The organism is Shigella sp. SIG6 (genome assembly GCF_053555815.1).
The window spans coordinates 1-22,677 of sequence record NZ_JBQZXC010000041.1 but is presented as its reverse complement, the minus strand read 5'-3'; the positions used below and the strand labels follow the sequence as shown (position 1 = coordinate 22,677).

Sequence of the window (22,677 nt, the reverse complement as noted above, 5' to 3'; positions counted from 1 at the left end):
CTTACTATCAATCGTTTCTAAACAAGTTTTCATCAGGTATTCTACTGATGACTTGTTATGGAAGTGTTAAGGTAAAAAGATGGGGCTGGTAATCAAAGCCGCGCTGATTCCACTTTTCCCGACCTTTGCGCTTATCGCGCATTATATTGTTGCTAGCGAACGCGGCATTGAAGCCTTACGCGCAACCATCATTTTTAGTATGTGGTCGATTATTCCCTATTTTGTTTACCTGGTGTCGCTGTGGTATTTCACCGGAATGATGCGCTTGCCCGCCGCTTTTGTTGGTTCTGTTGCGTGTTGGGGGATAAGCGCATGGGTGTTGATTATATGCTGGATAAAGCTGCATTAACGCAGATGACGACCGCCATCAAGTGGGAAACTGCGTCCGGTGACAAAGCAACTGGTAAGTAAGTAATCGACCAGGTCGATCACTTCTTTCTCGCCAGGCGCGGTTTTCATCAGTGATTTATTCAGCGCCTGTTGTCGATATTCGGCATCATCATGTTCATTAAACAGGATCAGCGATGGCGCAATAGAATTCACTTTCACTTCCGGTGCCAGCTTGCGGGCAAACGAGCGGGTCATATTATCCAGTGCCGCTTTGCTTGCAGCATACGCAACATGTTTGTCGCTACCGCGCTCCACCACATAATCGGTAAAGTGAATGATATCGCTGGCGGCGTGTCCGTGCCCACGCAGTAATCTTTCCAGCGCATGGTTGAGCAGGTATGGGGTATTAACGTGGATCTGCATCATGCAAGCCAGTACGTCGGCCAGTGGCGCACCCGGTTTTTCCGCAATCCACGCACTGGCGTTATGCAAAATAGCACGCAGACCATGGGTGGTTTTTAGTACTTCATCGGCAAACGCCATCACACCGTCGTTGGTCGAAAAATCAGCCTGAATACACTGCGCACCTGCATTAATCAGTCCATCAATGGCTGGATAGTGTGTCCGATAGCTGACAATCACCGGTTGCTTTTGATTAATGAAATGCCATGCGAGGGCGAGGCCGATGCGACGACCTCCGCCAGTAATTAATATTGGCAAGGGCTGGGTTTTACCCATCGTTATCTCCTTTGCTATCCAACGATGGGATGAACGTTATCCCACCAGCATCCAGGTCGCCGGAACTGAGGCAATTAACAGCATGCCAATCAGCACCATTTCCTGACGGTTCAGTACATTATCATGTGTATGCGTTTTGCGCGCATACAGGAAAACCAGCAGCCCCGGTGCATACAGAACAACGGATAACAGCAAGTGCATTGGACCAGAGGCGTACAATAACCATAAGCCATAAATGCAGGCACCGACACCTACCGCTTTATGCAGTGGACGGGTTGCGATTTTCAGCAAGAACGCGCCGACCAGGAAATAGGGCACCAGAATCATTTCTGAGGCGATGGTCAGCAACGTGTTGTAATCGGAACCGGTCAGCCAGATGAGTACCAGACAAATTTGCACGCAGATGTTGGTCAACCACAGTGAGGCGGATGGCGCAGCTTGTGCGTTCTGGCGCGCAAAAATGCGTGGGAATGCTTTATGAGTGGCAGCCAGGAACGGAACTTCTGCCGCCATGATGGTCCAGCTTAAGTACGCGCCGCAAACGGAAACGATCAAACCGGCAGCGATGATGATTTCGCCCCATGGTCCCATCATTTCCACCATCAGACCGGCCATTGACGGGTTACGAATTTCAGCCAGTTCAGGACGTGCCACCACACCCAGCGAAAGCAGCGTTACCAGCAAGTAAACGCCCAGAGCGGAGAGAACCGCCAGCAGTGTCGCTTTGCCAACATCACGTTTATTACGCGCACGCGCAGAAACAACCACGGCACCTTCCACACCAATGAAAACCCACAGGGTGATCAGCATGGTGTTTTTCACCTGTTCCCAAACAGGTACGCCAAGTGCAAGTCCGGTGAAGTCGAGCTTGAAGGTATCCAGTTTGAACATCATCATCGCCAGCACAACAAACAGACCCAGCGGCAACAATTTTGCCAGTGTCGCCACCAGGTTAATGCTGGCAGCGGTTTGCACCCCGCGCAGGATCAAAAAGTGAACAATCCACAATAAAGCCGATGCACCGACTATCGATTGCCAGGTATTACCATCGCCAAACAGGCGCAATTCCGGCGTGTCCGTAAAAAAGCTTAACGCGGAAAAAACGATCACCAGATAGGAGACGTTGGCGATGACCGCGCACAGCCAGTATCCCCATGCGGAACAAAAGCCGATTAGCTCGCCAAACCCTTCGCGGGCATAGGTAAAGATACCGCCATCAAGTTCGGGACGAATGCGCGTGAGGATCAGCATGGCAAAGGCCAGCAATAAAATGCCAGCGCCAGTAATACCCCAGCCGATGAGCAGTGCTGCCGGGCTGGCAACTGCCGCCATATTTTGCGGCAGACTGAAAACACCCGCGCCCAGCATTGAGCTTAATACCAGCGCGGTGAGTGCGCTCAGTCCCAGTTTCTTTTCCATCGATATCCAGTGATTAAAACGTGATAAGAAGAATAAATATTAGGGCAAAACGCATAAAAATGGAGTTTGCCACTGAAGCGCGGGATTTTACGAAGAGATGTGTCTGCATGCAATGGTCGCGGGGAAATTTGTGACTAAAAATGCGAAAGGCGGCATCAAGCCGCCTTATAGGAGTAACTGAATAGTTATTTATACAGATCTGCGCTGACGGTCAGGTTATTACCACGTTTCTGCCACTGGCGGGTGATGTGGTAATACTTAGCACCTTTCTTCGCGGCACGTTTCGCAACCTGATAGGAGACTTCGGTCATGTTGCCGTAGTTGCCAGAGAATTTGATGCTGTCGAACGGGACCATCATCGCTGCTGTCGCTTTGTTCAGTTCTTCGACTTTAGTGCCATCCGGGAGCGTGACGGTGTAACGCCCGCCTTTTGATGACTGGGTTTCAAAGAAGCGACCGACTTCAGAACTTGGTGATGCGGTAGTCGCAACACCCGGGATCTCAACTTTCTTCGCGGCTTCGCCACCGGCAGCCAGAGCTGCACGTCCTGCTTCGGAATCTGCCGGGATCACATCCGGGCTCTGGACGATACGTTTCTTAGCATCTTTTTTATAGATGAATGCAGTAATACGCTGGTTGCCGCCCTGGTTGGCATCGATTTGACGAACGATGTAGAAAGAGTAGGCACCTTTCGCTTTTGCCGCTTTGGTGATGGCATCATTGACTTCTGGCTGGCTACGATAGAAGCCCTGGACGGTGACCGTGTCAAACGGTTCAATCAGAACAGCCTGATCTTTCGGCAGTTCGACAACACCGTTAATTACGCGATTACTTGTTTCTTCTGCTTTTTCAGCATCGGCTTTATAGAGGTCAGCGACCACACGCCAGTTACCGCTGTTACCAAAATCAGAAGTGTCGACAACATAAAAAGAGGCGGCACCTTCTTTATCTGCGCGACGAGAAACGGCTTTCACCGCTTCGCCAATAGCATTAAAACGACCGGTAACCACTACACGGTCAAAAGGTTTAACCGCTGCCGCTTGCTCCGGTGTCAGTTCTGTTGCTGCGTTAACGGAGAATGCCGTAGCAGAAAGCAGTGCCGACGCCAGGAGGGTGTTCTTAAGCTTCATAAAAATAATCCTTCGCCTTGCGCAAACCAGGTACTGGTATTGTTATTAACGAGAAACGTGGCTGATTATTGCATTTAAACGGTGTAACTGTCTGCGTCATTTTTCATATCACATTCCTTAAACCAATTTTAATCCTGCTCAAATGACCGTCTATGCTTAAAAAACAGCCGTATCAGCATCATTACTACTGAAGCAACTGAATTGTATAAGTTAATTTAATGTTAAGTAGTGATTCGTGCCGGGGCGATGTCTCGTTTTACCCGACCGTCGAAGACAATTATCAGTCTTTATCCGGCGTTCTAAGGTGTTTATCCCACTATCACGGCTGAATCGTTAATATTTTGCGAGTTCACGCCGAAATACTGATTTTTAGCGCTAGATCACAGGCATAATTTTCAGTACGTTATAGGGCGTTTGTTACTAATTTATTTTAACGGAGTAACATTTAGCTCGTACATGAGCGGCTTGTGTGGCTCCTGACACAGGCAAACCATCATCAATAAAACCGATGGAAGGGAATATCATGCGAATTGGCATACCAAGAGAACGGTTAACCAATGAAACCCGTGTTGCAGCAACGCCAAAAACAGTGGAACAGCTGCTGAAACTGGGTTTTACCGTCGCGGTAGAGAGCGGCGCGGGTCAACTGGCAAGTTTTGACGATAAAGCGTTTGTGCAAGCGGGCGCTGAAATTGTAGAAGGGAATAGCGTCTGGCAGTCAGAGATCATTCTGAAGGTCAATGCGCCGTTAGATGATGAAATTGCGTTACTGAATCCCGGGACAACGCTGGTGAGTTTTATCTGGCCTGCGCAGAATCCGGAATTAATGCAAAAACTTGCGGAACGTAACGTGACCGTGATGGCGATGGACTCTGTGCCGCGTATCTCACGCGCACAATCGCTGGACGCACTAAGCTCGATGGCGAATATCGCCGGTTATCGCGCCATTGTTGAAGCGGCACATGAATTTGGGCGCTTCTTTACCGGGCAAATCACTGCGGCCGGGAAAGTGCCACCGGCAAAAGTGATGGTGATTGGTGCCGGTGTTGCAGGTTTGGCCGCCATTGGTGCAGCAAACAGTCTCGGCGCGATTGTGCGTGCATTCGACACCCGCCCGGAAGTGAAAGAACAAGTTCAAAGTATGGGCGCGGAATTCCTCGAGCTGGATTTTAAAGAGGAAGCGGGCAGCGGCGATGGCTATGCCAAAGTGATGTCGGACGCGTTCATCAAAGCGGAAATGGAACTCTTTGCCGTCCAGGCAAAAGAGGTCGATATCATTGTCACCACCGCGCTTATTCCAGGCAAACCAGCGCCGAAGCTAATTACCCGTGAAATGGTTGACTCCATGAAGGCGGGCAGTGTGATTGTCGACCTGGCAGCCCAAAACGGTGGCAACTGTGAATACACCGTGCCGGGTGAAATCTTCAGTACGGAAAATGGTGTCAAAGTGATTGGTTATACCGATCTTCCGGGCCGTCTGCCGACGCAATCCTCACAGCTTTACGGTACTAACCTCGTTAATCTGCTGAAACTGTTGTGCAAAGAGAAAGACGGCAATATCACTGTTGATTTTGATGATGTGGTGATTCGCGGCGTGACCGTGATCCGTGCGGGCGAAATTACCTGGCCGGCACCGCCGATTCAGGTATCAGCTCAGCCGCAGGCGGCACAAAAAGCGGCACCGGAAGTGAAAACTGAGGAAAAATGTGCCTGCTCACCGTGGCGTAAATACGCGTTGATGGCGCTGGCAATCATCCTGTTCGGTTGGCTGTCAAGCGTTGCGCCGAAAGAGTTTCTTGGGCACTTCACCGTTTTCGCGCTGGCCTGCGTTGTCGGTTATTACGTGGTGTGGAATGTATCGCACGCGCTGCATACACCGTTGATGTCGGTTACCAACGCGATTTCAGGGATTATTGTTGTCGGAGCACTGTTGCAGATTGGCCAGGGAGGCTGGGTTAGCTTCCTTAGTTTTATCGCGGTGCTTATAGCCAGCATTAATATTTTCGGTGGCTTCACCGTGACTCAGCGCATGCTGAAAATGTTCCGCAAAAATTAAGGGGTAACATATGTCTGGAGGATTAGTTACAGCTGCATACATTGTTGCCGCGATCCTGTTTATCTTCAGTCTGGCCGGTCTTTCGAAACATGAAACGTCTCGCCAGGGTAACAACTTCGGTATCGCCGGGATGGCGATTGCGTTAATCGCAACCATTTTTGGACCGGATACGGGTAATGTTGGCTGGATCTTGCTGGCGATGGTCATTGGTGGGGCAATTGGTATCCGGCTGGCGAAGAAAGTTGAAATGACCGAAATGCCAGAACTGGTGGCGATCCTGCACAGCTTCGTGGGTCTGGCGGCAGTGCTGGTTGGCTTTAACAGTTATCTGCATCATGACGCGGGAATGGCACCGATTCTGGTCAATATTCACCTGACGGAAGTGTTCCTCGGTATCTTCATCGGGGCGGTAACGTTCACGGGCTCGGTGGTGGCGTTCGGCAAACTGTGTGGCAAGATTTCGTCTAAACCGTTGATGCTGCCAAACCGTCACAAAATGAACCTGGCGGCTCTGGTCGTTTCCTTCTTGCTGCTGATTGTATTTGTTCGCACGGACAGCGTCGGCCTGCAAGTGCTGGCATTGCTGATAATGACCGCCATTGCGCTGGTATTCGGCTGGCATTTAGTCGCCTCCATCGGTGGTGCAGATATGCCGGTGGTGGTGTCGATGCTGAACTCGTACTCCGGCTGGGCGGCTGCGGCTGCGGGCTTTATGCTCAGCAACGACCTGCTGATTGTGACCGGTGCGCTGGTCGGTTCTTCGGGGGCTATCCTTTCTTACATTATGTGTAAGGCGATGAACCGTTCCTTTATCAGCGTTATTGCGGGTGGTTTCGGCACCGACGGCTCTTCTACTGGCGATGATCAGGAAGTGGGTGAGCACCGCGAAATCACCGCAGAAGAGACAGCGGAACTGCTGAAAAACTCCCATTCAGTGATCATTACTCCGGGGTACGGCATGGCAGTCGCGCAGGCGCAATATCCTGTCGCTGAAATTACCGAGAAACTCCGCGCTCGTGGTATTAATGTGCGTTTCGGTATCCACCCGGTTGCGGGGCGTTTGCCTGGACATATGAACGTATTGCTGGCTGAAGCAAAAGTACCGTATGACATCGTGCTGGAAATGGACGAGATCAACGATGACTTTGCTGATACCGATACCGTACTGGTGATTGGTGCTAACGATACGGTTAACCCGGCGGCGCAGGATGATCCGAAGAGTCCGATTGCTGGTATGCCTGTGCTGGAAGTGTGGAAAGCGCAGAACGTGATTGTCTTTAAACGTTCGATGAACACTGGCTATGCTGGTGTGCAAAACCCGCTGTTCTTCAAGGAAAACACCCACATGCTGTTTGGTGACGCCAAAGCCAGCGTGGATGCAATCCTGAAAGCTCTGTAACCCTGACGGCCTCTGCGGAGGCCGTCACTCTTTATTGAGATCGCTTAACAGAACGGCGATGCTTTGACCTCCCGCTGTTTGTTCAAGCGCAATTTTGACAATAATTGTCAACGGCACGGAAAGCAGCATACCCACCGGTCCTAACAACCATCCCCAAAAAATCAACGACAAAAATACCACCAATGTCGAAAGCCCCAGCCCACGTCCCATGATGCGCGGCTCCAGAATATTGCCGAAGACCAGATTAATCAGCAGATATCCCGCCAGCACCAGCAACGCTTCGTAGAAGCCATTAAACACCAGTACCTGAGCGATAGGGGGGATTGCCGCGAGAACTGAACCAATATTAGGGATGTAATTAAGCGCAAAGGCCAGCAATCCCCAGACAAAAGCGAAGCGAACATCGAGTGCGGCGAGCATCGCCCAGGCGACCAGGCCGGTGATGATGCTGATGGCTGTTTTCAGCACCAGATAATGAGAAACACTGTCAATCGCACGTTGAATCGCCGCCATCCCTTCAACCGGACGCGCCATCATTTGCTGAAATTTTCCGGGCAATTGTGGCACTTCGAGCAGCATAAACAGCACCGTCAGCAGCAATAAAAATATTGATAACATGGCATTAGATAACTGCGTCAATAAGTTGGTGAGCAACGTCATCGCCGCGTTCGGATCAATGTAATGCGCCAGTTGGTCAACTGAGACGTCAATCCCTACGCGTTGCAACAACGGCTCAAGAGCTTGCAGCGGCGTCATAATAGAGTTGCGATATTGCGGTAACGTCCGCGTCAACTCGTTGAGCGCGGAACCCAGATAAGCTAATAGCAACACCATCGCCATCACGATGATTGTCATCAAAATCGACACTGCCAGTACACGCGGCACACGCCAGCGGACCATATGTTGCACCAGCGGGTTAAGAATAACAGCAATAAATAATGCGAGAATAAACGGCACGATGATCTCGGCGGCAAAACGGATACCGCAGAGAATAATGACCAGCATTCCCAACATAATGACGATTTTTAGGCCATTGAGCGTGATGATCGGCTTTGCCATGCTTGTCCCCGTTTTTCTTCCTTTGCTAATAATAATGTCTTTTTCGCTCCGTCATCATAACGAAAATCAAACCGCTCAGGTAAAGAAGTGAAAATATTTTGAGTTAATTCTTAAGCTATGATACAAATCAGGCGTGTTCAACTACCGAGGACAATTATCATCTGCGATGACGAGAAGCAACACTGCGGATAATTGTAATATTATGGACAATTTGTTCAGGACGTTATTTTCTACATTTACCCATCTTCGTACCTCATCCACTATCTTGCTCGTAGGTGAGCAGCACTGGCGCAACGCGCTTTAGTCCTTTCTTCTGCCTAAGCTTGCCCTATGCGCAGGGCTTGACCACTTTACTTTGGTTTCGCTGAATTAAGCGAAAATTAAAATAGTTCTCTTGCAGGAGAAGGACAATGTATATTTATTGGATTTTATTAGGTCTGGCTATTGCTACAGAAATTACCGGTACGCTGTCAATGAAATGGGCGAGCGTCAGTGAGGGAAATGGCGGCTTTATTTTAATGCTGGTGATGATTTCTCTGTCGTATATATTTCTCTCTTTCGCCGTTAAAAAAATCGCCTTAGGCGTAGCTTATGCGCTGTGGGAAGGTATCGGTATTTTATTTATTACCTTGTTTAGCGTTTTGTTATTCGACGAAAGTTTATCGCTGATGAAAATTGCCGGGTTAACCACCCTGGTCGCCGGGATAGTGTTGATCAAATCAGGTACCCGTAAAGCGCGTAAACCTGAACTGGAGGTGAACCATGGCGCAGTTTGAATGGGTTCACGCCGCCTGGCTGGCATTGGCAATCGTGCTGGAAATCGTTGCTAACGTCTTTTTGAAATTTTCTGACGGCTTTCGTCGCAAAATATTTGGCTTGCTCTCCCTGGCGGCGGTGCTGGCGGCCTTTAGTGCGCTTTCTCAGGCCGTTAAAGGGATCGACTTGTCTGTCGCTTATGCATTGTGGGGCGGGTTTGGTATTGCCGCCACGTTAGCCGCAGGTTGGATCTTGTTTGGTCAACGGTTAAATCGTAAAGGCTGGATTGGCCTGGTCTTGCTGTTGGCTGGAATGATCATGGTGAAACTTGCCTGATGAAGACGCTGCCCGCGCTGTCGGGCAGCGTTTGAACATTATTTTTGCGACAGTTGATCCAGCTTGTCGCGAAAACCGGTAACAGAAATGGCCCGGTTATCGGCGCGCCAGCGATCTTTCGCGGCAGGAGCCGAACTTTGCACCCCAATTAATTGCCAGCCGTCATCGGTATGCAACATCAGAGGCGAACCGCTGTCACCCGGCAAGGTATCGCACTGATGTGACATCACCGACGTTTGCGCCCAGCCAGTCACTTCACAGTTTTGATGACTGTATAACGTATCGAGATGATCTTCAGGGTATCCCGCCTGAGTCACTTTACGACCAGCCGATTTTAATGCGGCAGTAAGCGCGGCTTTATCTCCCTCAAATAACGGCAACGGTGTAATGCCAGAAGGGGGATTACGTAGCACAATCAATCCGAAGTCCCACGGTGCAGCTGCGGGAGGAACAATCCAACCATCCCCATCTGCTTTTAACCGCTTTCCCAGTGTCGGATCAACGCGGCCTTCTATGTCGTGGATCTCATAGCGCCAAAGACCTTTATTTGACACAAAACGCAGCGCTACCGCCTTATCCGCTTTACCCTTAGGCGGCGTCAATAAACAGTGTCCTGCCGTTAATGCCAGATTGGGTGCAATCAGCGTCGCCGTACATAAATTGCCGCTGGCCGTTTCCAGTTGCCCAACCGCATCCCACGGTGATTGGGTCGTGTCATTCACTGGCACACGATCATCATGACCAAAAAACAGGGTGCTGACCTCATCGTTTTCCGATTTGGCAACGTCTGGTTTATCTGCAAACACAAAAGCAGACGTCAAACTAATTGCACCCAACACTACAGCAATGGTTGTACGCATATCACACTCTGGTGGGTAATTATGATTATTAAAAGCAAACCCTCATAAATACTATAGACGGGACGGGATGAAAGTGGGAGTAAAATCAGATAACTACAGTCAGGAAAGATAAAAACGGGCGGCAATCAGTGCGCATAAAATAAGGATGATAAGAATGAACTCAAAGCGATAACGGCCCACCATACTACCCTCCGCTAAAGGCGGTGCTAAACATTACCCGCTTAGCACCGTAATTTTCAGGCGCGAGGGGGCGCGCCAGCATTACTGTTGAAAACTTACGCTGCGGGTTGTGCAGCAGGTTTTGCCGGTTGCTGATGGCCGTGTTTCCCGGCGTGTTTCTTCGCTGCCTGCGCTTTTTGTTCAGGGGCTTTCTGTTCAGCTTTCGTATTTTTATGATGCTTTTTAGCCGCCTGCGCTTTCTGGGCAGGTGCTGCTTTATGCTGTTTTTTATGATGTGTAGTTTTCGCTGGCGCTGCTTTGGTGGTCGTCGCAGTCGGAGCAGGTGTGGTCGCAGTCTCTGCAGCAAAGGCGGCAGAAGACAGACCCATAGCAGCGGCAACAACCAGAGCTAATACTTTTTTCATTGTCATACCCTCAATTTGTTTTTTCATTTAACCCCACTGCGGGGCCGTTGAAATAACTATATCCCTGGGAATGGCAGACTTCCGTGAGTGGTTGGTTTCAGCGTGTAACGATATGTACAAACGCTGAATAAATTACAGCGTTGATAATAACGTATTGTGACTTAAGGAAAATTTAGCTACCAATAATAGTAGTCTTGATCGGGTTAACTATTATACTACTTACAAAGCGGTAGAATAACTGCGCATCAGTAATAAATGACACACAGCAAAATGAATCCGTTTATTTGGGTACTTATAATCCTGATGACGCTAGATGCGCTGCGGGAATTGGCTGGCGCTTCGTCTATTTTAGGATGGCTATTAACGTTGGTTTGAGCAGGCAATAAGTCCGGACGGGTATTTACCGCAGTCCGGACTTATTTTTCAGGCGTGCAGACGACGATGCAAACGCGTCCCGACCAGCAGAGCAATGACCAGCATCAGAGCAATAAATGCGCCGACGCCGTTCCAGCCATAGTTATGCCAGAAAACACCACCCAGCGTCCCGGCAATACTCGCCCCCAGATAGTAACTGAACAGATACAGCGAGGAGGCCTGGCCTTTAGCGCGTTTTGCGCGGGGGCCGATCCAGCTGCTGGCTACTGAGTGGGCTGCGAAGAATCCGGCTGAGAAGAGTAACATTCCGGCAAAGATCAGCCACAGCGAGCTAAATAAGGTCATCAGTAAACCAAACAGCATAACTCCCGTCGAAAACAACATCACCGGACCGCGCCCATAGCGGGTGGTCATGGTTCCGGCTTTGGGTGAGCTCCATGTACCGGTCAAATAAGCCAGCGATAATAAGCCAACCACGGCCTGACTGACATGCCAGGGGGAAAGCATCAACCGATAGCCGATGTAATTAAACAGCGTGACGAACGACCCCATCAGCAAAAAGCCTTCTGCGAACAATAACGGTAATCCCCGGTCACGCCAGTGCAGACGAAAGTTGATAAATAACGTCTTAGGGCGCAGCGAAGTCGGGCAAAAATGGCGTGATTCAGGGAGGATTTTCCAGAACATCAACGCCGAGGCCAGCGCGAAACAACCGATTGCCGCCAGAGCAATTCGCCAGTTGAAAAAGTCCGTGAAGACACCACTAATTAAGCGTCCGCTCATGCCGCCAATTGAGTTGCCGCTGATATACAACCCCATCGAAAAGGCCACGAAACTGGGGTGGATTTCCTCGCTAAGATAAGTCATGCCAACAGCTGCCACGCCACTTAACGAAAGCCCAATCAAGGCGCGCATAATCAAAATGCCGTGCCAGCTGGTCATCATTGTCGAAAGTAACGTACAAATGGAGGCCAACAGTAGCGCCGTGACCATCACTGGTTTGCGACCAATGGCATCGGATAGCGGGCCAGTAAATAGCAAACCGATAGCCAACATCGCCGTGGAAATGGACAGTGAAATACTACTGTTCGCGGGCGTTAAGCCAAACTCCTGCGAAAGCACCGGAAGGATAGGCTGCACACAATAGAGAAGTGCAAAGGTTGCCAGTCCGGCAGAGAACAGCGCCAGGGTGACGCGCATAAATTGCGGCGTACCGAGTTTAATAAATTGATTTGGCTGAGAAATGCTTTGCTTGTCAGTGTCGCTTGCCGGAGCGCCATCAACAGTTGTAGTACGGCTCACTTGAAATCCTTGCTAAATATGCCTGTGGATCAGGCTTATACATAGGGTAGGAAAATCGAATTGTTCTGTCTAATATATTAATAATCTCAAATAAGATGTTTTAAATATGAATATTGAACTTCGTCATCTGCGTTACTTTGTTGCTGTTGCGGAAGAGCTGCATTTTGGGCGCGCGGCTGCCCGCCTGAATATTTCGCAACCGCCGCTAAGTCAGCAGATTCAGGCACTGGAGCAACAAATCGGTGCCCGACTGCTGGCACGAACTAATCGCAGTGTATTGCTGACGGCAGCAGGAAAACAGTTTCTTGCAGATAGTCGGCAAATCCTGTCTATGGTGGATGACGCTGCCGCTCGCGCTGAAAGACTGCATCAGGGTGAAGCGGGGGAGTTGCGTATTGGTTTTACTTCGTCCGCTCCTTTTATTCGGGCGGTGTCCGATACGTTATCGCTGTTTCGCCGTGATTATCCTGATGTCCATTTACAAACCCGCGAAATGAACACTCGCGAGCAAATCGCTCCGCTCATTGAAGGAACGCTGGATATGGGATTGCTGCGTAACACAGCGTTACCGGAGACGCTTGAACACGCAGTCATCGTCCATGAACCGCTTATGGCGATGATCCCGCACGATCATCCCCTGGCAAATAATCCGAGTGTAACACTGGCTGAACTGGCGAAAGAACCCTTTGTCTTTTTTGATCCGCACGTCGGGACTGGGCTGTATGACGATATTCTCGGACTGATGCGACGTTACCATTTGACGCCCGTCATCACTCAGGAGGTGGGCGACGCAATGACCATCATCGGTCTGGTTTCCGCCGGTCTGGGTGTTTCAATTTTGCCTGCGTCATTTAAACGTGTTCAGCTCAACGAAATGCGCTAGGTGCCGATTGCTGAAGAGGATGCGGTTTCTGAAATGTGGTTGGTCTGGCCGAAACATCATGAACAAAGTCCAGCTGCGCGTAACTTTCGTATTCATCTGCTGAATGCTCTCAGGTGAGGGAAATTTCAGCGAAAAAGCCCGAAAAATGTGCTGTTAATCACATGCCTAAGTAAAAATTTGACGACACGTATTGAAGTGCTTCACCATAGCCTACAGATTATTTCGGAGCGCGAAAATATAGGGAGTATGCGGTGGTTGCTGAAAACCAGCCTGGGCACATTGATCAAATAAAGCAGACCAACGCGGGCGCGGTTTATCGCCTGATTGATCAGCTTGGTCCAGTCTCGCGTATCGATCTTTCCCGTCTGGCGCAGCTGGCTCCTGCCAGTATCACTAAAATTGTCCGTGAGATGCTCGAAGCACACCTGGTGCGAGAGCTGGAAATCAAAGAAGCGGGGAACCGTGGCCGTCCGGCGGTGGGGCTGGTGGTTGAAACTGAAGCCTGGCACTATCTTTCTCTGCGCATTAGTCGCGGGGAGATTTTCCTTGCTCTGCGCGATCTGAGCAGCAAACTGGTGGTGGAAGAGTCGCAGGAACTGGCGTTAAAAGATGACTTGCCATTGCTGGATCGTATCATTTCCCATATCGATCAGTTTTTTATCCGCCACCAGAAAAAACTTGAGCGTCTAACTTCGATTGCCATAACCCTGCCGGGAATTATTGATACGGAAAATGGTATTGTACATCGCATGCCGTTCTACGAGGATGTAAAAGAGATGCCGCTCGGCGAGGCGCTGGAGCAGCATACCGGCGTACCGGTTTATATTCAGCATGATATCAGCGCATGGACGATGGCAGAGGCCTTGTTTGGTGCCTCACGCGGGGCGCGCGATGTGATTCAGGTGGTTATCGATCACAACGTGGGGGTGGGCGTCATTACCGATGGTCATCTGCTACACGCAGGCAGCAGTAGTCTCGTGGAAATAGGCCACACACAGGTCGACCCATATGGTAAACGCTGTTATTGCGGGAACCACGGCTGCCTCGAAACCATCGCCAGTGTGGACAGTATTCTTGAGCTGGCACAGCTGCGTCTCAATCAATCCATGAGCTCGATGTTACATGGGCAACCGTTAACCGTGGACTCATTGTGTCAGGCGGCATTGCGCGGCGATCTACTGGCAAAAGACATCATTATCGGGGTGGGCGCGCATGTAGGGCGCATTCTTGCCATCATGGTGAATTTATTTAACCCACAAAAAATACTGATTGGCTCACCGTTAAGTAAAGCGGCAGATATCCTCTTCCCGGTCATCTCAGACAGCATCCGTCAGCAGGCCCTTCCTGCGTATAGTCAGCACATTAGCGTTGAGAGTACTCAGTTTTCTAACCAGGGCACGATGGCAGGCGCTGCACTGGTAAAAGACGCGATGTATAACGGTTCTTTGTTGATTCGTCTGTTGCAGGGTTAACATTTTTTAACTGTTCTACCAAAATTTGCGCTATCTCAATTTGGGCCAGGAAAGCATAACTTAGACTTTCAAGGTTAATTATTTTCCTAGTTTATATTTGTGAAGCATAACGGTGGAGTTAGTGATGCTGAAGCGTTTCTTTATTACCGGTACAGACACTTCTGTAGGGAAAACGGTGGTTTCCCGCGCATTGCTACAAGCGTTAGCCTCCCAGGGAAAAACGGTTGCGGGATATAAACCCGTAGCGAAGGGGAGCAAAGAGACACCCGAAGGGCTGCGTAATAAAGATGCCTTGGTGTTGCAGAGTGTTTCAACCATCGAACTGCCTTATGAAGCAGTTAATCCTATCGCGTTAAGCGAAGAAGAAAGTAGCGTGGCGCACAGTTGCCCAATCAATTACACCCTCATTTCAAACGGCCTGGCAAACCTGACCGATAAAGTCGATCATGTCGTGGTAGAAGGGACTGGCGGCTGGCGCAGTCTGATGAATGATTTGCGTCCACTCTCTGAATGGGTAGTGCAGGAACAACTGCCGGTGTTGATGGTTGTCGGTATTCAGGAAGGTTGCATTAACCATGCACTGCTAACAGCTCAGGCGATCGCCAACGACGGGCTGCCGCTCATTGGCTGGGTGGCTAACCGAATCAACCCAGGACTGGCGCATTATGCGGAAATCATTGATGTGCTGGGTAAAAAACTTCCGGCACCGCTCATTGGTGAACTGCCTTATCTGCCGCGCGCCGAACAGCGTGAACTGGGGCAATACATCCGCTTAGCTATACTGCGCAGTGTGCTGGCGGTAGATAGAGTCACGGTGTAACGTCCGCGAAATTACCGACGCAATTACGCAGGCAATCAATAAACCGGGGAGTAGCTGATACTCCCCGGTCATTTCACATATCATCAACGTCGACATAATCGGCGCGTGCGTGGTTGCCGCCAACAGTGTCGCCATCCCGGTCAATCCGAGTAAAAGCGTAATTTCTTCGCCATCAGGGAACCATAATCCCAGGCTACGACCATACAACATGCCAATGGCAAGACCGATAAATAGCGTCGGTGTAAAGACACCACCGGGTGCGCCGGAACCGCTACTCGCCAGCACGGCACACAGTTTACAAAGGAAGATCCCGGCAATGATCATTAACAGTGGTGGGGCGGTTAAAAAGGATTGTACGGTGCTATAGCCGTTGCCCCACACTGCAGGTGTGAACAGGGAAAGCAGACCCACGATCAACCCGCCTAGTGCCAGTTGCCAGGGCGGCGCAAGTTTGAGACTCACAAATCCACGATGACAGGCGTTCATTAACGTTAACAACAGTGGTCCGCACAGACCTGCCAGCACACCTGTACTGATAATCAGCGCATAGTCACGAGCCTGAACCGTCACTGAGAGTTGTACGTTGTAGAGTAACGCGTCGCTATGATTAATCAGATTGCTAACCAGCAATGCCACGACGGCGGAAATAATCACCGGGCCGAGAGAGGCCAACATCATAGTGCCAAACAGCACTTCGGCTATAAATAAACTGCCAGCAAGCGGGGCACGATAGGCCGCAGCCATTCCCGCCGCGGCCCCACAGGCGATCCATAATTTCCATTCCTGGCGTGGCGTAAAACGTTGGGCAAAACAGGAGGCGGCAAGGGCAGCTAAAAGAATCATCGCACCTTCGCGACCAATTGCACTGCCGCTGGTTACTACCAGCAGCGAGGCAAGCGATTTAACCAGGCTTGCTGCGTAATCGAACTGTCCATCGGTTTGCAACGCTTCCATGTAATCGGTCGGCGCATGAGGGCGTTGTTGGGTAAATTTCTGCCAGCCCATCAGCAACAAACCCGCCGCCAGTCCGCCGAGCGCCGGAGTTAGCAGCCGTCGCCAGGGGGAAAGGTTTGTCGCTGCATTGACCAGACTGCCGGAGTCATTATTGAGGAACAACCACTCCAGTAGCAGCATCGCATGACGAAACCCGGCAACGGCAAAGACCGCGAGAATACCGACGACTGTTGCGATAAGCAGACGGCGGAACATAGTGCTCAGATCCGGATAGATGTGTAGATGATGCATGAGCAGAAATGGGCAATGAAACACGGGCGACTATTTTGCGGCAAAAGAGGCCAACCGCAAAAGCAGTGCGTGCTTTAAGAGATAAAAAAACGTGACATTGTAACGTATTATTGCCGAATCGCGCGTAATCGTCACCATCCGGCAATATTACGGTGATCCTATCGAAAGAGTGGTTTAACCGCGACAGGAATCAACAGTTGTGATTGCCATTGCGCCAGCGTTAAGCGAGCCAGTTCACCCAGTGCACGGTAGAAAGGGTGTTCTGCTTTTTCGATAAAAACATCAAGAAAACGTGTTGACCACGGAAAAAGGTGCCATGCCAGCAATTCTTCGCATTCTGTCTGGCGACCATTCTCCGCCAACCACGCAGCCATCAACAGCAGTGAACCAAAATGATCTTCCGGTTCGTTTTGCTTCATTTCAAACTGAATGCCTTTCTCGCGCATCCACTGACGAAGTGCCAATGTTGAATCGCCAAACAGCACAGATTCGCGATCCAGCCAGACCGACCCCCACGGGCCGACAAACAAACGCTGCCAGGCCTGGGCGTGAGTCTCTTCACACTGTGTCTGAAAAGCCGTCACCAGCGGCGCTAATGACGCTTCTGGTAGAGGCCACTGAGTTTCCCAGCCGTCACTGGTGAGTACCGCAACCAGAGGTGCGGCTTCCGCACTCTCTGGAGCGTAATAAAACAGCGCGCCCAACACGCGCGCCGCGACAGAAAATGGGTCATTCCTAACATCCTGAAATGTGCGGGTTGCCCCGCACCAATTTGTTAACCTGCAATAGCCATTCCTACTGTCATGTGCAGGCCATAAAAGAGCACACGCCCGATCATCTCACCAACAAGTATGAGGATTAGCCCCAGAACAAGTCCGGCAACGTGAGGTTCACGGCGACGAATGAGCGGACAAAGCCAGCATCCAAGACCTGCGCATAACAATACCACACGCCAGACCTGTAAGGAGGCGTAATCTGGTACCAGTGCGCTGGCTTGTTGCACGGATGAGTGAATAGACGCCAGAGACAAACCTTGCAGCACAATCACCTCGGCACAAGCGATCAGCGCCAGAACGCTAATGATGGCAAATGGTGTGGTATTAAATGTAACGCGGGCTGCCCGCAGAATTGCGGCAGCAAGTATTAGACCGCTCAACAATACCGTCAGGAAGAAAGCCAGCGTAGTGTAACCGTTATGCTAGGTTGGCACGGTGTCGATTTGATACACGCAGGTCATCATCCAGACGAAAATGACGCCGAGCGCCATGCTGACAAGTAACCAGAGTTTCCCCAACGCTTGCGGCATTTTACCGATGACCGCCACCAGCCACCATAGTCCGCCAACGGCAAAAAATATGGAACCGGCAGCAATCTCGTTACTCAGACCAGAAGCTCCGATTCGATTCAGCGAGTTAAACGCTCGCAGTGGCGATCCCAGGTGCATGACAGAGGCAATAAACCCGATGCCCATCAACAGCCAGAGGAAAAACATGCCACGAACAATGTGCTGACGGTCTGCGTCATTTTTGGCGGCGAACCAGCCAATTCCGCTAACAATCAGCGCGCCTACTACGCATTGACCCAATACGGTAAAGATAACCAGTGGCCATTCATGCCATCCATTTCCCATTTTACACTTCCTCCGGATTAGCCAGATAACCAGTGGTATCGCCGGTCGGGCGGCTGTTGGCGTTAGGTTTGATAACGATATTGGGTTTTGTGAAATGCGCGCGCGGCAGTGGCGCGACGGCAGCCAGAGTGCCGTGCTTCTGGCGCAGCTCTTCAATTGGACCGAACTCAAGTGCACGCAGCGGGCAGGATTTGACGCATATGGGTTGTTTCCCCTCGGCGACGCGCGAATAACAACCATCGCACTTCGTCATGTGCCCTTTTTCAGCATTGTACTGTGGTGCGCCGTACGGACAAGCCATGTGGCAGTAGCGGCAGCCGATACAAACATCTTCATCAACCACCACAAAGCCATCTTCACGCTTATGCATTGCGCCGCTGGGGCAGACTTTTGTACATGCGGGGTCATCGCAATGGTTACAGGAGATGGAGAGATAATAAGCGAACACGTTCTGGTGCCAGATGCCATTATCTTCCTGCCAGTCGCCGCCAGCATATTCATAAATACGGCGGAAACTGACTTCCGGGCCAAGATCTTTAAAATCTTTGCACGCCAGTTCGCAGGTTTTACAGCCAGTACAGCGGCTGGAATCGATAAAAAATCCATATTGTGTGGTCATGGGCTACTCCTTAAACCTTTTCGATCTGGACAAGATTGCTGTGCGACGGGTTTCCCTTTGCCAGCGGTGAAGGGCGGTGAGAGGTCAGAATATTGATACTGCCGCCGTGATCGACCCGGTCACCAAACATATCCGCTTTAAGCCACGCACCTTGCCCGATGGCGGTAACGCCAGGCAGAATACGCAGAGTCACTTTTGCGGCAATCAGCATTTCTCCATTATTGTTAAATACCCGCACGGTATCGCCATGACGGATACCGCGTGCCTGAGCATCAATGGGGTTGATCCACACCTCTTGTGGGCAGGCCTGCTGTAACACATCAATATTGCCGTAGCTGGAGTGGGTACGCGCTTTGTAGTGGAAGCCCGTTAACTGCAGTGGATAGGTTTTCCGCAGGGGATCGTCCCAGCCATCAAAACCTGAGGTATACGCAGGAATGGGATGAATAATTTCATCTTTTTTCAATTCCCAGGTATCTGCAATCTTCGCCAGTCGTTCAGAATAAATTTCGATTTTCCCCGAAGGTGTTTTCAACGGGTTTGCCTGTGGATCTTCACGGAATGCGCGGAAAGCGACGTAGTGTTCTTCCGGGCATTTTTTCTTAAAGATCCCGGTCGTTTTCATCTCCTCGTAGTCGGGCATCTCAGGGGTACGTTCCTTCGTTTTCGCATGGAGATATTTGATCCATTCATGCTGACTGCGACCTTCAGTAAAGGTTTGATAAACGTCTGGTCCTAAGCGTTTGGCGACTTCACTCAGCATCCAGTAGATGGGTTTGCGTTCAAATTTTGCTGAGGTTGCGGGTTGGGCGAGGATCACATAGCCCATATTCCCTGCAGATTCATGAGAGATAAGGTCTTCTTGCTCTGTTGGCATCAGGTCAGGCAACAGGATATCGCAATACTTAGCCGAGGCCGTCATGAAGTGGTCAATGCCAACAATCATCTCGCACTTGCTGTCATCCTGAAGCACCTCATGGGTGTGATTGATGTCGCCATGTTGATTGATCAATGTGTTACTGGCGTAGCACCATAAAAACTTGATGGGGACATCCAGTTTTTCTTTTCCACGAACACCATCACGGGTCGCGGTCATTTTCGTACCATGGTCGATGGCATCTGTCCATGTAAAAACGGAAATCTGCGTTTTAACAGGATTCTCGAGCATCGGGAACCATTCTACCCCCAGATCCCAGCTACCTTCGCGTACACCTGAGTTGCCGCCGTTTATGCCGACGTTACCGGTAAGAACGGAAAGCATGGCAATAGCGCGGGACGTTTGTTCGCCGTTGGAGTGTCGTTGTGGCCCCCAACCCTGACAAATATAAGCAGGTTTTGCTGAACCGATCTCTCGTGCCAACAGGATAATTTTTTCTGCCGGGATGCTGGTGATTTTTGCTGCCCATTCCGGCGTTTTAGCTATGCCGTCAGGCCCTTCGCCCAGAATATAGGCTTTATAATGCGCGTTACGTGGTGCGTTGGCGGGCAGCGTTTTTTCATCGTAACCAACACAATATTTGTCGAGAAATGGCTGATCGACCATGTTTTCAGTAATCAGTACCCAGGCAATCGCACAGGCCAGTGCGCCATCGGTGCCAGGGCGAATGGGCAGCCATTCATCTTCACGCCCGGCAGCTGTGTCGTTATAGCGTGGATCGATGACGATCATGCGTGCGTTTGAACGTTCGCGGGCTTGCTCGACGTAGTAAGTGACACCACCGCCGCTCATCCGCGTTTCTGCCGGGTTATTTCCGAACATAACGACCAGTTTCGTATTGGCGATATCATCCGGGCTGTTGCCATCATTGGCACCGAACATATAACTCATTGCGGCACTGATCTGTGCGGTACTGTAGCTGCCATAGCGACTGAGAAAACCCCCGCAAGAGTTCATCAGACGGTACGGGACGTTCGAGTTGGTGATATTTCCGCCATCTACGCCTGTTCCGTACAGGACATGTACAGCCTCATTGCCGTAATCTTTCAGGATCCGCCGAAGATTATCACTGATGGTATCCAGGGCTTCGTCCCAACTTATCCGTTCAAATTTACCTTCACCGCGCTCGCCGACGCGCTTCATGGGATATTTCAACCTGTCAGGATGATTCATCCGTCGGCGGATAGAGCGCCCGCGTAAACATGCCCGAACCTGATGATTACCGTAAACGTCGTCACCTGTCGTATCAGACTCCACCCAGTACACGGTGTCATCTTTCACATGCAAACGTAGCAGACAGCGGCTCCCGCAGTTAACGGTGCAGGAACTCCAGACCGTTTTCTCTTCTACCGGAGCCTCTGCCGCCCGGACCATTTGGGAAAATGGCAGAGTGAAAGCACTGCTTGCCAGCGCGAGACTGCCAAGTGCGGAGGTTTTCATCAGACTTCTACGGCTGATTTCAGCCTTCATGAGCGCCTCTGTGGTATGGATTTTCATCATTACTCACTTATTGCTTTTCAAACAAAATGTCATGCCAGAATTTATGGTTGTAGTGGGTTATATTTTTTCGATCTCGACCAGATTAGTGTGCTGCGGGTTTCCCTTCGCCAGTGGTGAAGGGCGCAGAGTGGTTAGCGTATTCACACATCCGCCATGGTCGATTTTATCGCCAGACATATTGGGCTCGTGCCAGGCTCCCTGGCCCATAGCGCTAACTCCAGGGAGAATGCGTGGTTATCACTTCATCTTTTTCCAGTTCCCAGGTACGGGCAATTTCCGCCAGCTTGCTGGAATAAATTTCAATCTTACCGGAAGGCGTTTTAAGTGGATTTGCCTCGGGGTCGTCACGAAATGCTTTGTAGGCGACAAAATGGCCATTGGGATCTTTACGCTTATAGATACCCATTTTTTTTAGTTCGTCGTAAGACGGTAACGCCGGATCTTTGGCAAGCATTTTGGCGTACAGATGTTGTAACCATTGTTCCTGCGTGCGACCTTCTGTGAACTTTTGATAGACGTCAGGTCCAAGACGTTTCGCGACTTCACTCAGGATCCAGTAAATCGGTTTACGTTCGAATTTTTCGCTGGTGACTGGCTGGAGGAAAATGAGATATCCCATGTTACCGGCGTAGTCGTTAGGAATAATATCTTCCTGCTCAACGGTCATCAGGTCTGCCAGCAGAATGTCGGCATATTTTGCCGATGAGGTCATAAAGTTTTCGATGACCACAATCATTTCGCATTTCGATTCGTCCTGCAGAATTTCATGCGTTTTGTTGATGTCAGAATGCTGATTAACGAGGGTATTTCCCGCGTAGTTCCAGATGGACTCCACTGTCAGACGGATGGACGGACTTGAAGTAGTTGACTCAACGCTACTTAAGGTCCTGATATGACTGACATTAACCATGACGATACTGCATATCCATCCAGTTCTTTCTCTGGGTCTCCCTATCTGTATCAGCAAGTCTACACCTCAAGTCCTGACACAAGACTGACACAAATCAAGGACCTTGCTACGCCACAGCTAGTCCGGAGAACCAACGGGCGTTACACTGTCCGCTTCAGACTTAAAGGAGCTACCAGCCCGTTTCTATCAGTCTCAACCCGCAGCACAGACCGGAGGACCGCTACAATGCGTCAGAGAGAGCTCGCAGCCACAGCTAAGGCATTCCTACTGGACAATCCTGAAGTCACACTACAGGAGCTTACAGCGCACATACGGTC

The 22,677-nt window shown here is 50.5% G+C and carries 19 protein-coding genes and 5 pseudogenes; 10 read left to right on the top strand and 14 right to left on the bottom strand.

Going from position 1 to position 22,677, the window contains the following annotated elements; translation table 11 throughout:
• Positions 1–97 precede the first annotated feature (97 nt).
• Positions 98–349 (top strand): annotated as a pseudogene (locus ACUU1M_RS09375) (GlpM family protein); the annotation flags it as partial.
• On the opposite strand, the gene folM reads toward ACUU1M_RS09375, so the two are convergent.
• From folM to ydgH, 3 genes are all read right to left on the bottom strand, one after another.
• Positions 346–1,068, bottom strand: coding sequence for a dihydromonapterin reductase (gene folM / locus ACUU1M_RS09370; RefSeq protein WP_000520806.1), 723 nt, complete (start codon positions 1,066–1,068; stop codon positions 346–348). The pseudogene ACUU1M_RS09375 and the gene folM sit on opposite strands and share 4 nt — an antisense overlap.
• Positions 1,069–1,104: 36 nt before the next feature.
• Positions 1,105–2,487: an amino acid permease gene (locus tag ACUU1M_RS09365; protein WP_000412379.1), complete on the bottom strand. Its 1,383-nt coding sequence runs from the start codon at positions 2,485–2,487 to the stop codon at positions 1,105–1,107.
• Positions 2,488–2,672: 185 nt separating this feature from the next.
• Entirely contained in the window at positions 2,673–3,617 is a 945-nt protein-coding gene (gene ydgH / locus ACUU1M_RS09360; RefSeq protein ID WP_000769323.1) for a DUF1471 family protein YdgH, read from the bottom strand.
• Between the two features lie 523 nt (positions 3,618–4,140).
• On the opposite strand from ydgH, the gene pntA reads away from it, so the two are divergent.
• Both pntA and pntB read left to right on the top strand, forming a co-directional pair.
• Positions 4,141–5,673, top strand: a complete 1,533-nt coding sequence (gene pntA, locus ACUU1M_RS09355) for a Re/Si-specific NAD(P)(+) transhydrogenase subunit alpha (protein ID WP_005075037.1) — start codon at positions 4,141–4,143, stop codon at positions 5,671–5,673.
• A gap of 10 nt (positions 5,674–5,683) precedes the next feature.
• Positions 5,684–7,072, top strand: a complete 1,389-nt coding sequence (gene pntB, locus ACUU1M_RS09350) for a Re/Si-specific NAD(P)(+) transhydrogenase subunit beta (protein WP_000014036.1) — start codon at positions 5,684–5,686, stop codon at positions 7,070–7,072.
• A gap of 24 nt (positions 7,073–7,096) precedes the next feature.
• On the opposite strand, the gene tqsA is transcribed toward pntB, so the two are convergent.
• Entirely contained in the window at positions 7,097–8,131 is a 1,035-nt protein-coding gene (gene tqsA, locus ACUU1M_RS09345) for an AI-2 transporter TqsA (protein ID WP_001118224.1), read from the bottom strand.
• A gap of 133 nt (positions 8,132–8,264) precedes the next feature.
• Between tqsA and ACUU1M_RS09340 the strand changes: the two genes are divergently transcribed.
• The 3 genes from ACUU1M_RS09340 (at position 8,265) to mdtI (ending at position 9,223) form a co-directional block, all read left to right on the top strand.
• Positions 8,265–8,435, top strand: coding sequence for a protein YdgV (locus ACUU1M_RS09340; protein ID WP_001303517.1), 171 nt, complete (start codon positions 8,265–8,267; stop codon positions 8,433–8,435).
• Positions 8,436–8,541: 106 nt separating this feature from the next.
• A complete protein-coding gene (gene mdtJ / locus ACUU1M_RS09335) occupies positions 8,542–8,907 on the top strand; it encodes a multidrug/spermidine efflux SMR transporter subunit MdtJ (RefSeq protein ID WP_000276149.1) in 366 nt (121 codons plus the stop codon).
• Positions 8,894–9,223, top strand: coding sequence for a multidrug/spermidine efflux SMR transporter subunit MdtI (mdtI, locus tag ACUU1M_RS09330; protein ID WP_000046661.1), 330 nt, complete (start codon positions 8,894–8,896; stop codon positions 9,221–9,223). Before mdtJ ends, mdtI begins: the two co-directional genes overlap by 14 nt.
• A 38-nt stretch (positions 9,224–9,261) precedes the next feature.
• Here mdtI and ACUU1M_RS09325 read toward each other — a convergent pair whose 3' ends face one another.
• The 3 genes from ACUU1M_RS09325 to asr all read right to left on the bottom strand — a co-directional run bounded on the left by ACUU1M_RS09325 (position 9,262) and on the right by asr (position 10,667).
• Entirely contained in the window at positions 9,262–10,083 is an 822-nt protein-coding gene (locus ACUU1M_RS09325) for a trypsin-like serine peptidase (protein WP_001260864.1), read from the bottom strand.
• 99 nt (positions 10,084–10,182) lie between these two features.
• On the bottom strand, positions 10,183–10,266 hold the full coding sequence (locus tag ACUU1M_RS09320; protein WP_000233090.1) for a small membrane protein YdgU: 84 nt from the start codon (positions 10,264–10,266) through the stop codon (positions 10,183–10,185).
• A 92-nt stretch (positions 10,267–10,358) separates the two neighbouring features.
• The gene (gene asr / locus ACUU1M_RS09315; RefSeq protein ID WP_011110587.1) at positions 10,359–10,667 is read right to left on the bottom strand and encodes an acid resistance repetitive basic protein Asr; all 309 of its coding nucleotides are present in this window, start codon (positions 10,665–10,667) and stop codon (positions 10,359–10,361) included.
• A 255-nt stretch (positions 10,668–10,922) separates the two neighbouring features.
• Between asr and ACUU1M_RS09310 the strand changes: the two genes are divergently transcribed.
• Positions 10,923–11,042, top strand: coding sequence for a KPN_01571 family protein (locus ACUU1M_RS09310; protein ID WP_001299090.1), 120 nt, complete (start codon positions 10,923–10,925; stop codon positions 11,040–11,042).
• A 48-nt stretch (positions 11,043–11,090) separates the two neighbouring features.
• Here the strand turns inward: ACUU1M_RS09310 and ACUU1M_RS09305 are convergent, their stop codons facing one another.
• Positions 11,091–12,344, bottom strand: coding sequence for an MFS transporter (locus ACUU1M_RS09305; RefSeq protein WP_000091816.1), 1,254 nt, complete (start codon positions 12,342–12,344; stop codon positions 11,091–11,093).
• A 106-nt stretch (positions 12,345–12,450) separates the two neighbouring features.
• Here ACUU1M_RS09305 and ACUU1M_RS09300 point away from each other — a divergent pair.
• The 3 genes and pseudogenes from ACUU1M_RS09300 (at position 12,451) to bioD (ending at position 15,519) form a co-directional block, all read left to right on the top strand.
• Positions 12,451–13,344 (top strand): annotated as a pseudogene (locus tag ACUU1M_RS09300) (LysR family transcriptional regulator).
• 134 nt (positions 13,345–13,478) lie between these two features.
• Positions 13,479–14,699: a sugar metabolism global transcriptional regulator Mlc gene (mlc, locus tag ACUU1M_RS09295; RefSeq protein ID WP_000225287.1), complete on the top strand. Its 1,221-nt coding sequence runs from the start codon at positions 13,479–13,481 to the stop codon at positions 14,697–14,699.
• A gap of 124 nt (positions 14,700–14,823) precedes the next feature.
• Positions 14,824–15,519 (top strand): dethiobiotin synthase, encoded by a 696-nt coding sequence (bioD, locus tag ACUU1M_RS09290; protein WP_000919225.1) that lies wholly within the window; start codon positions 14,824–14,826, stop codon positions 15,517–15,519.
• Here bioD and clcB read toward each other — a convergent pair.
• From clcB to ACUU1M_RS09260, 6 genes and pseudogenes are all read right to left on the bottom strand, one after another.
• The gene (gene clcB, locus ACUU1M_RS09285; RefSeq protein WP_094185433.1) at positions 15,472–16,764 is read right to left on the bottom strand and encodes a voltage-gated ClC-type chloride channel ClcB; all 1,293 of its coding nucleotides are present in this window, start codon (positions 16,762–16,764) and stop codon (positions 15,472–15,474) included. The two genes, bioD and clcB, sit on opposite strands and share 48 nt — an antisense overlap.
• Before the next feature lie 158 nt (positions 16,765–16,922).
• Positions 16,923–17,501, bottom strand: a pseudogene (gene dmsD / locus ACUU1M_RS09280) (Tat proofreading chaperone DmsD); the annotation flags it as partial.
• A gap of 38 nt (positions 17,502–17,539) precedes the next feature.
• Positions 17,540–18,394, bottom strand: a pseudogene (ynfH, locus tag ACUU1M_RS09275) (selenate reductase membrane anchor subunit YnfH).
• Position 18,395: 1 nt separating this feature from the next.
• Entirely contained in the window at positions 18,396–19,013 is a 618-nt protein-coding gene (ynfG, locus tag ACUU1M_RS09270) for a DMSO reductase like molybdoenzyme iron-sulfur subunit YnfG (protein ID WP_000213021.1), read from the bottom strand.
• A 10-nt stretch (positions 19,014–19,023) separates the two neighbouring features.
• Positions 19,024–21,420 (bottom strand): selenate/tellurate reductase subunit YnfF, encoded by a 2,397-nt coding sequence (gene ynfF / locus ACUU1M_RS09265; RefSeq protein WP_320653612.1) that lies wholly within the window; start codon positions 21,418–21,420, stop codon positions 19,024–19,026.
• Positions 21,421–21,507: 87 nt separating this feature from the next.
• Positions 21,508–22,285 (bottom strand): annotated as a pseudogene (locus ACUU1M_RS09260) (molybdopterin-dependent oxidoreductase); the annotation flags it as partial.
• Between the last annotated feature and the right edge of the window lie 392 nt (positions 22,286–22,677).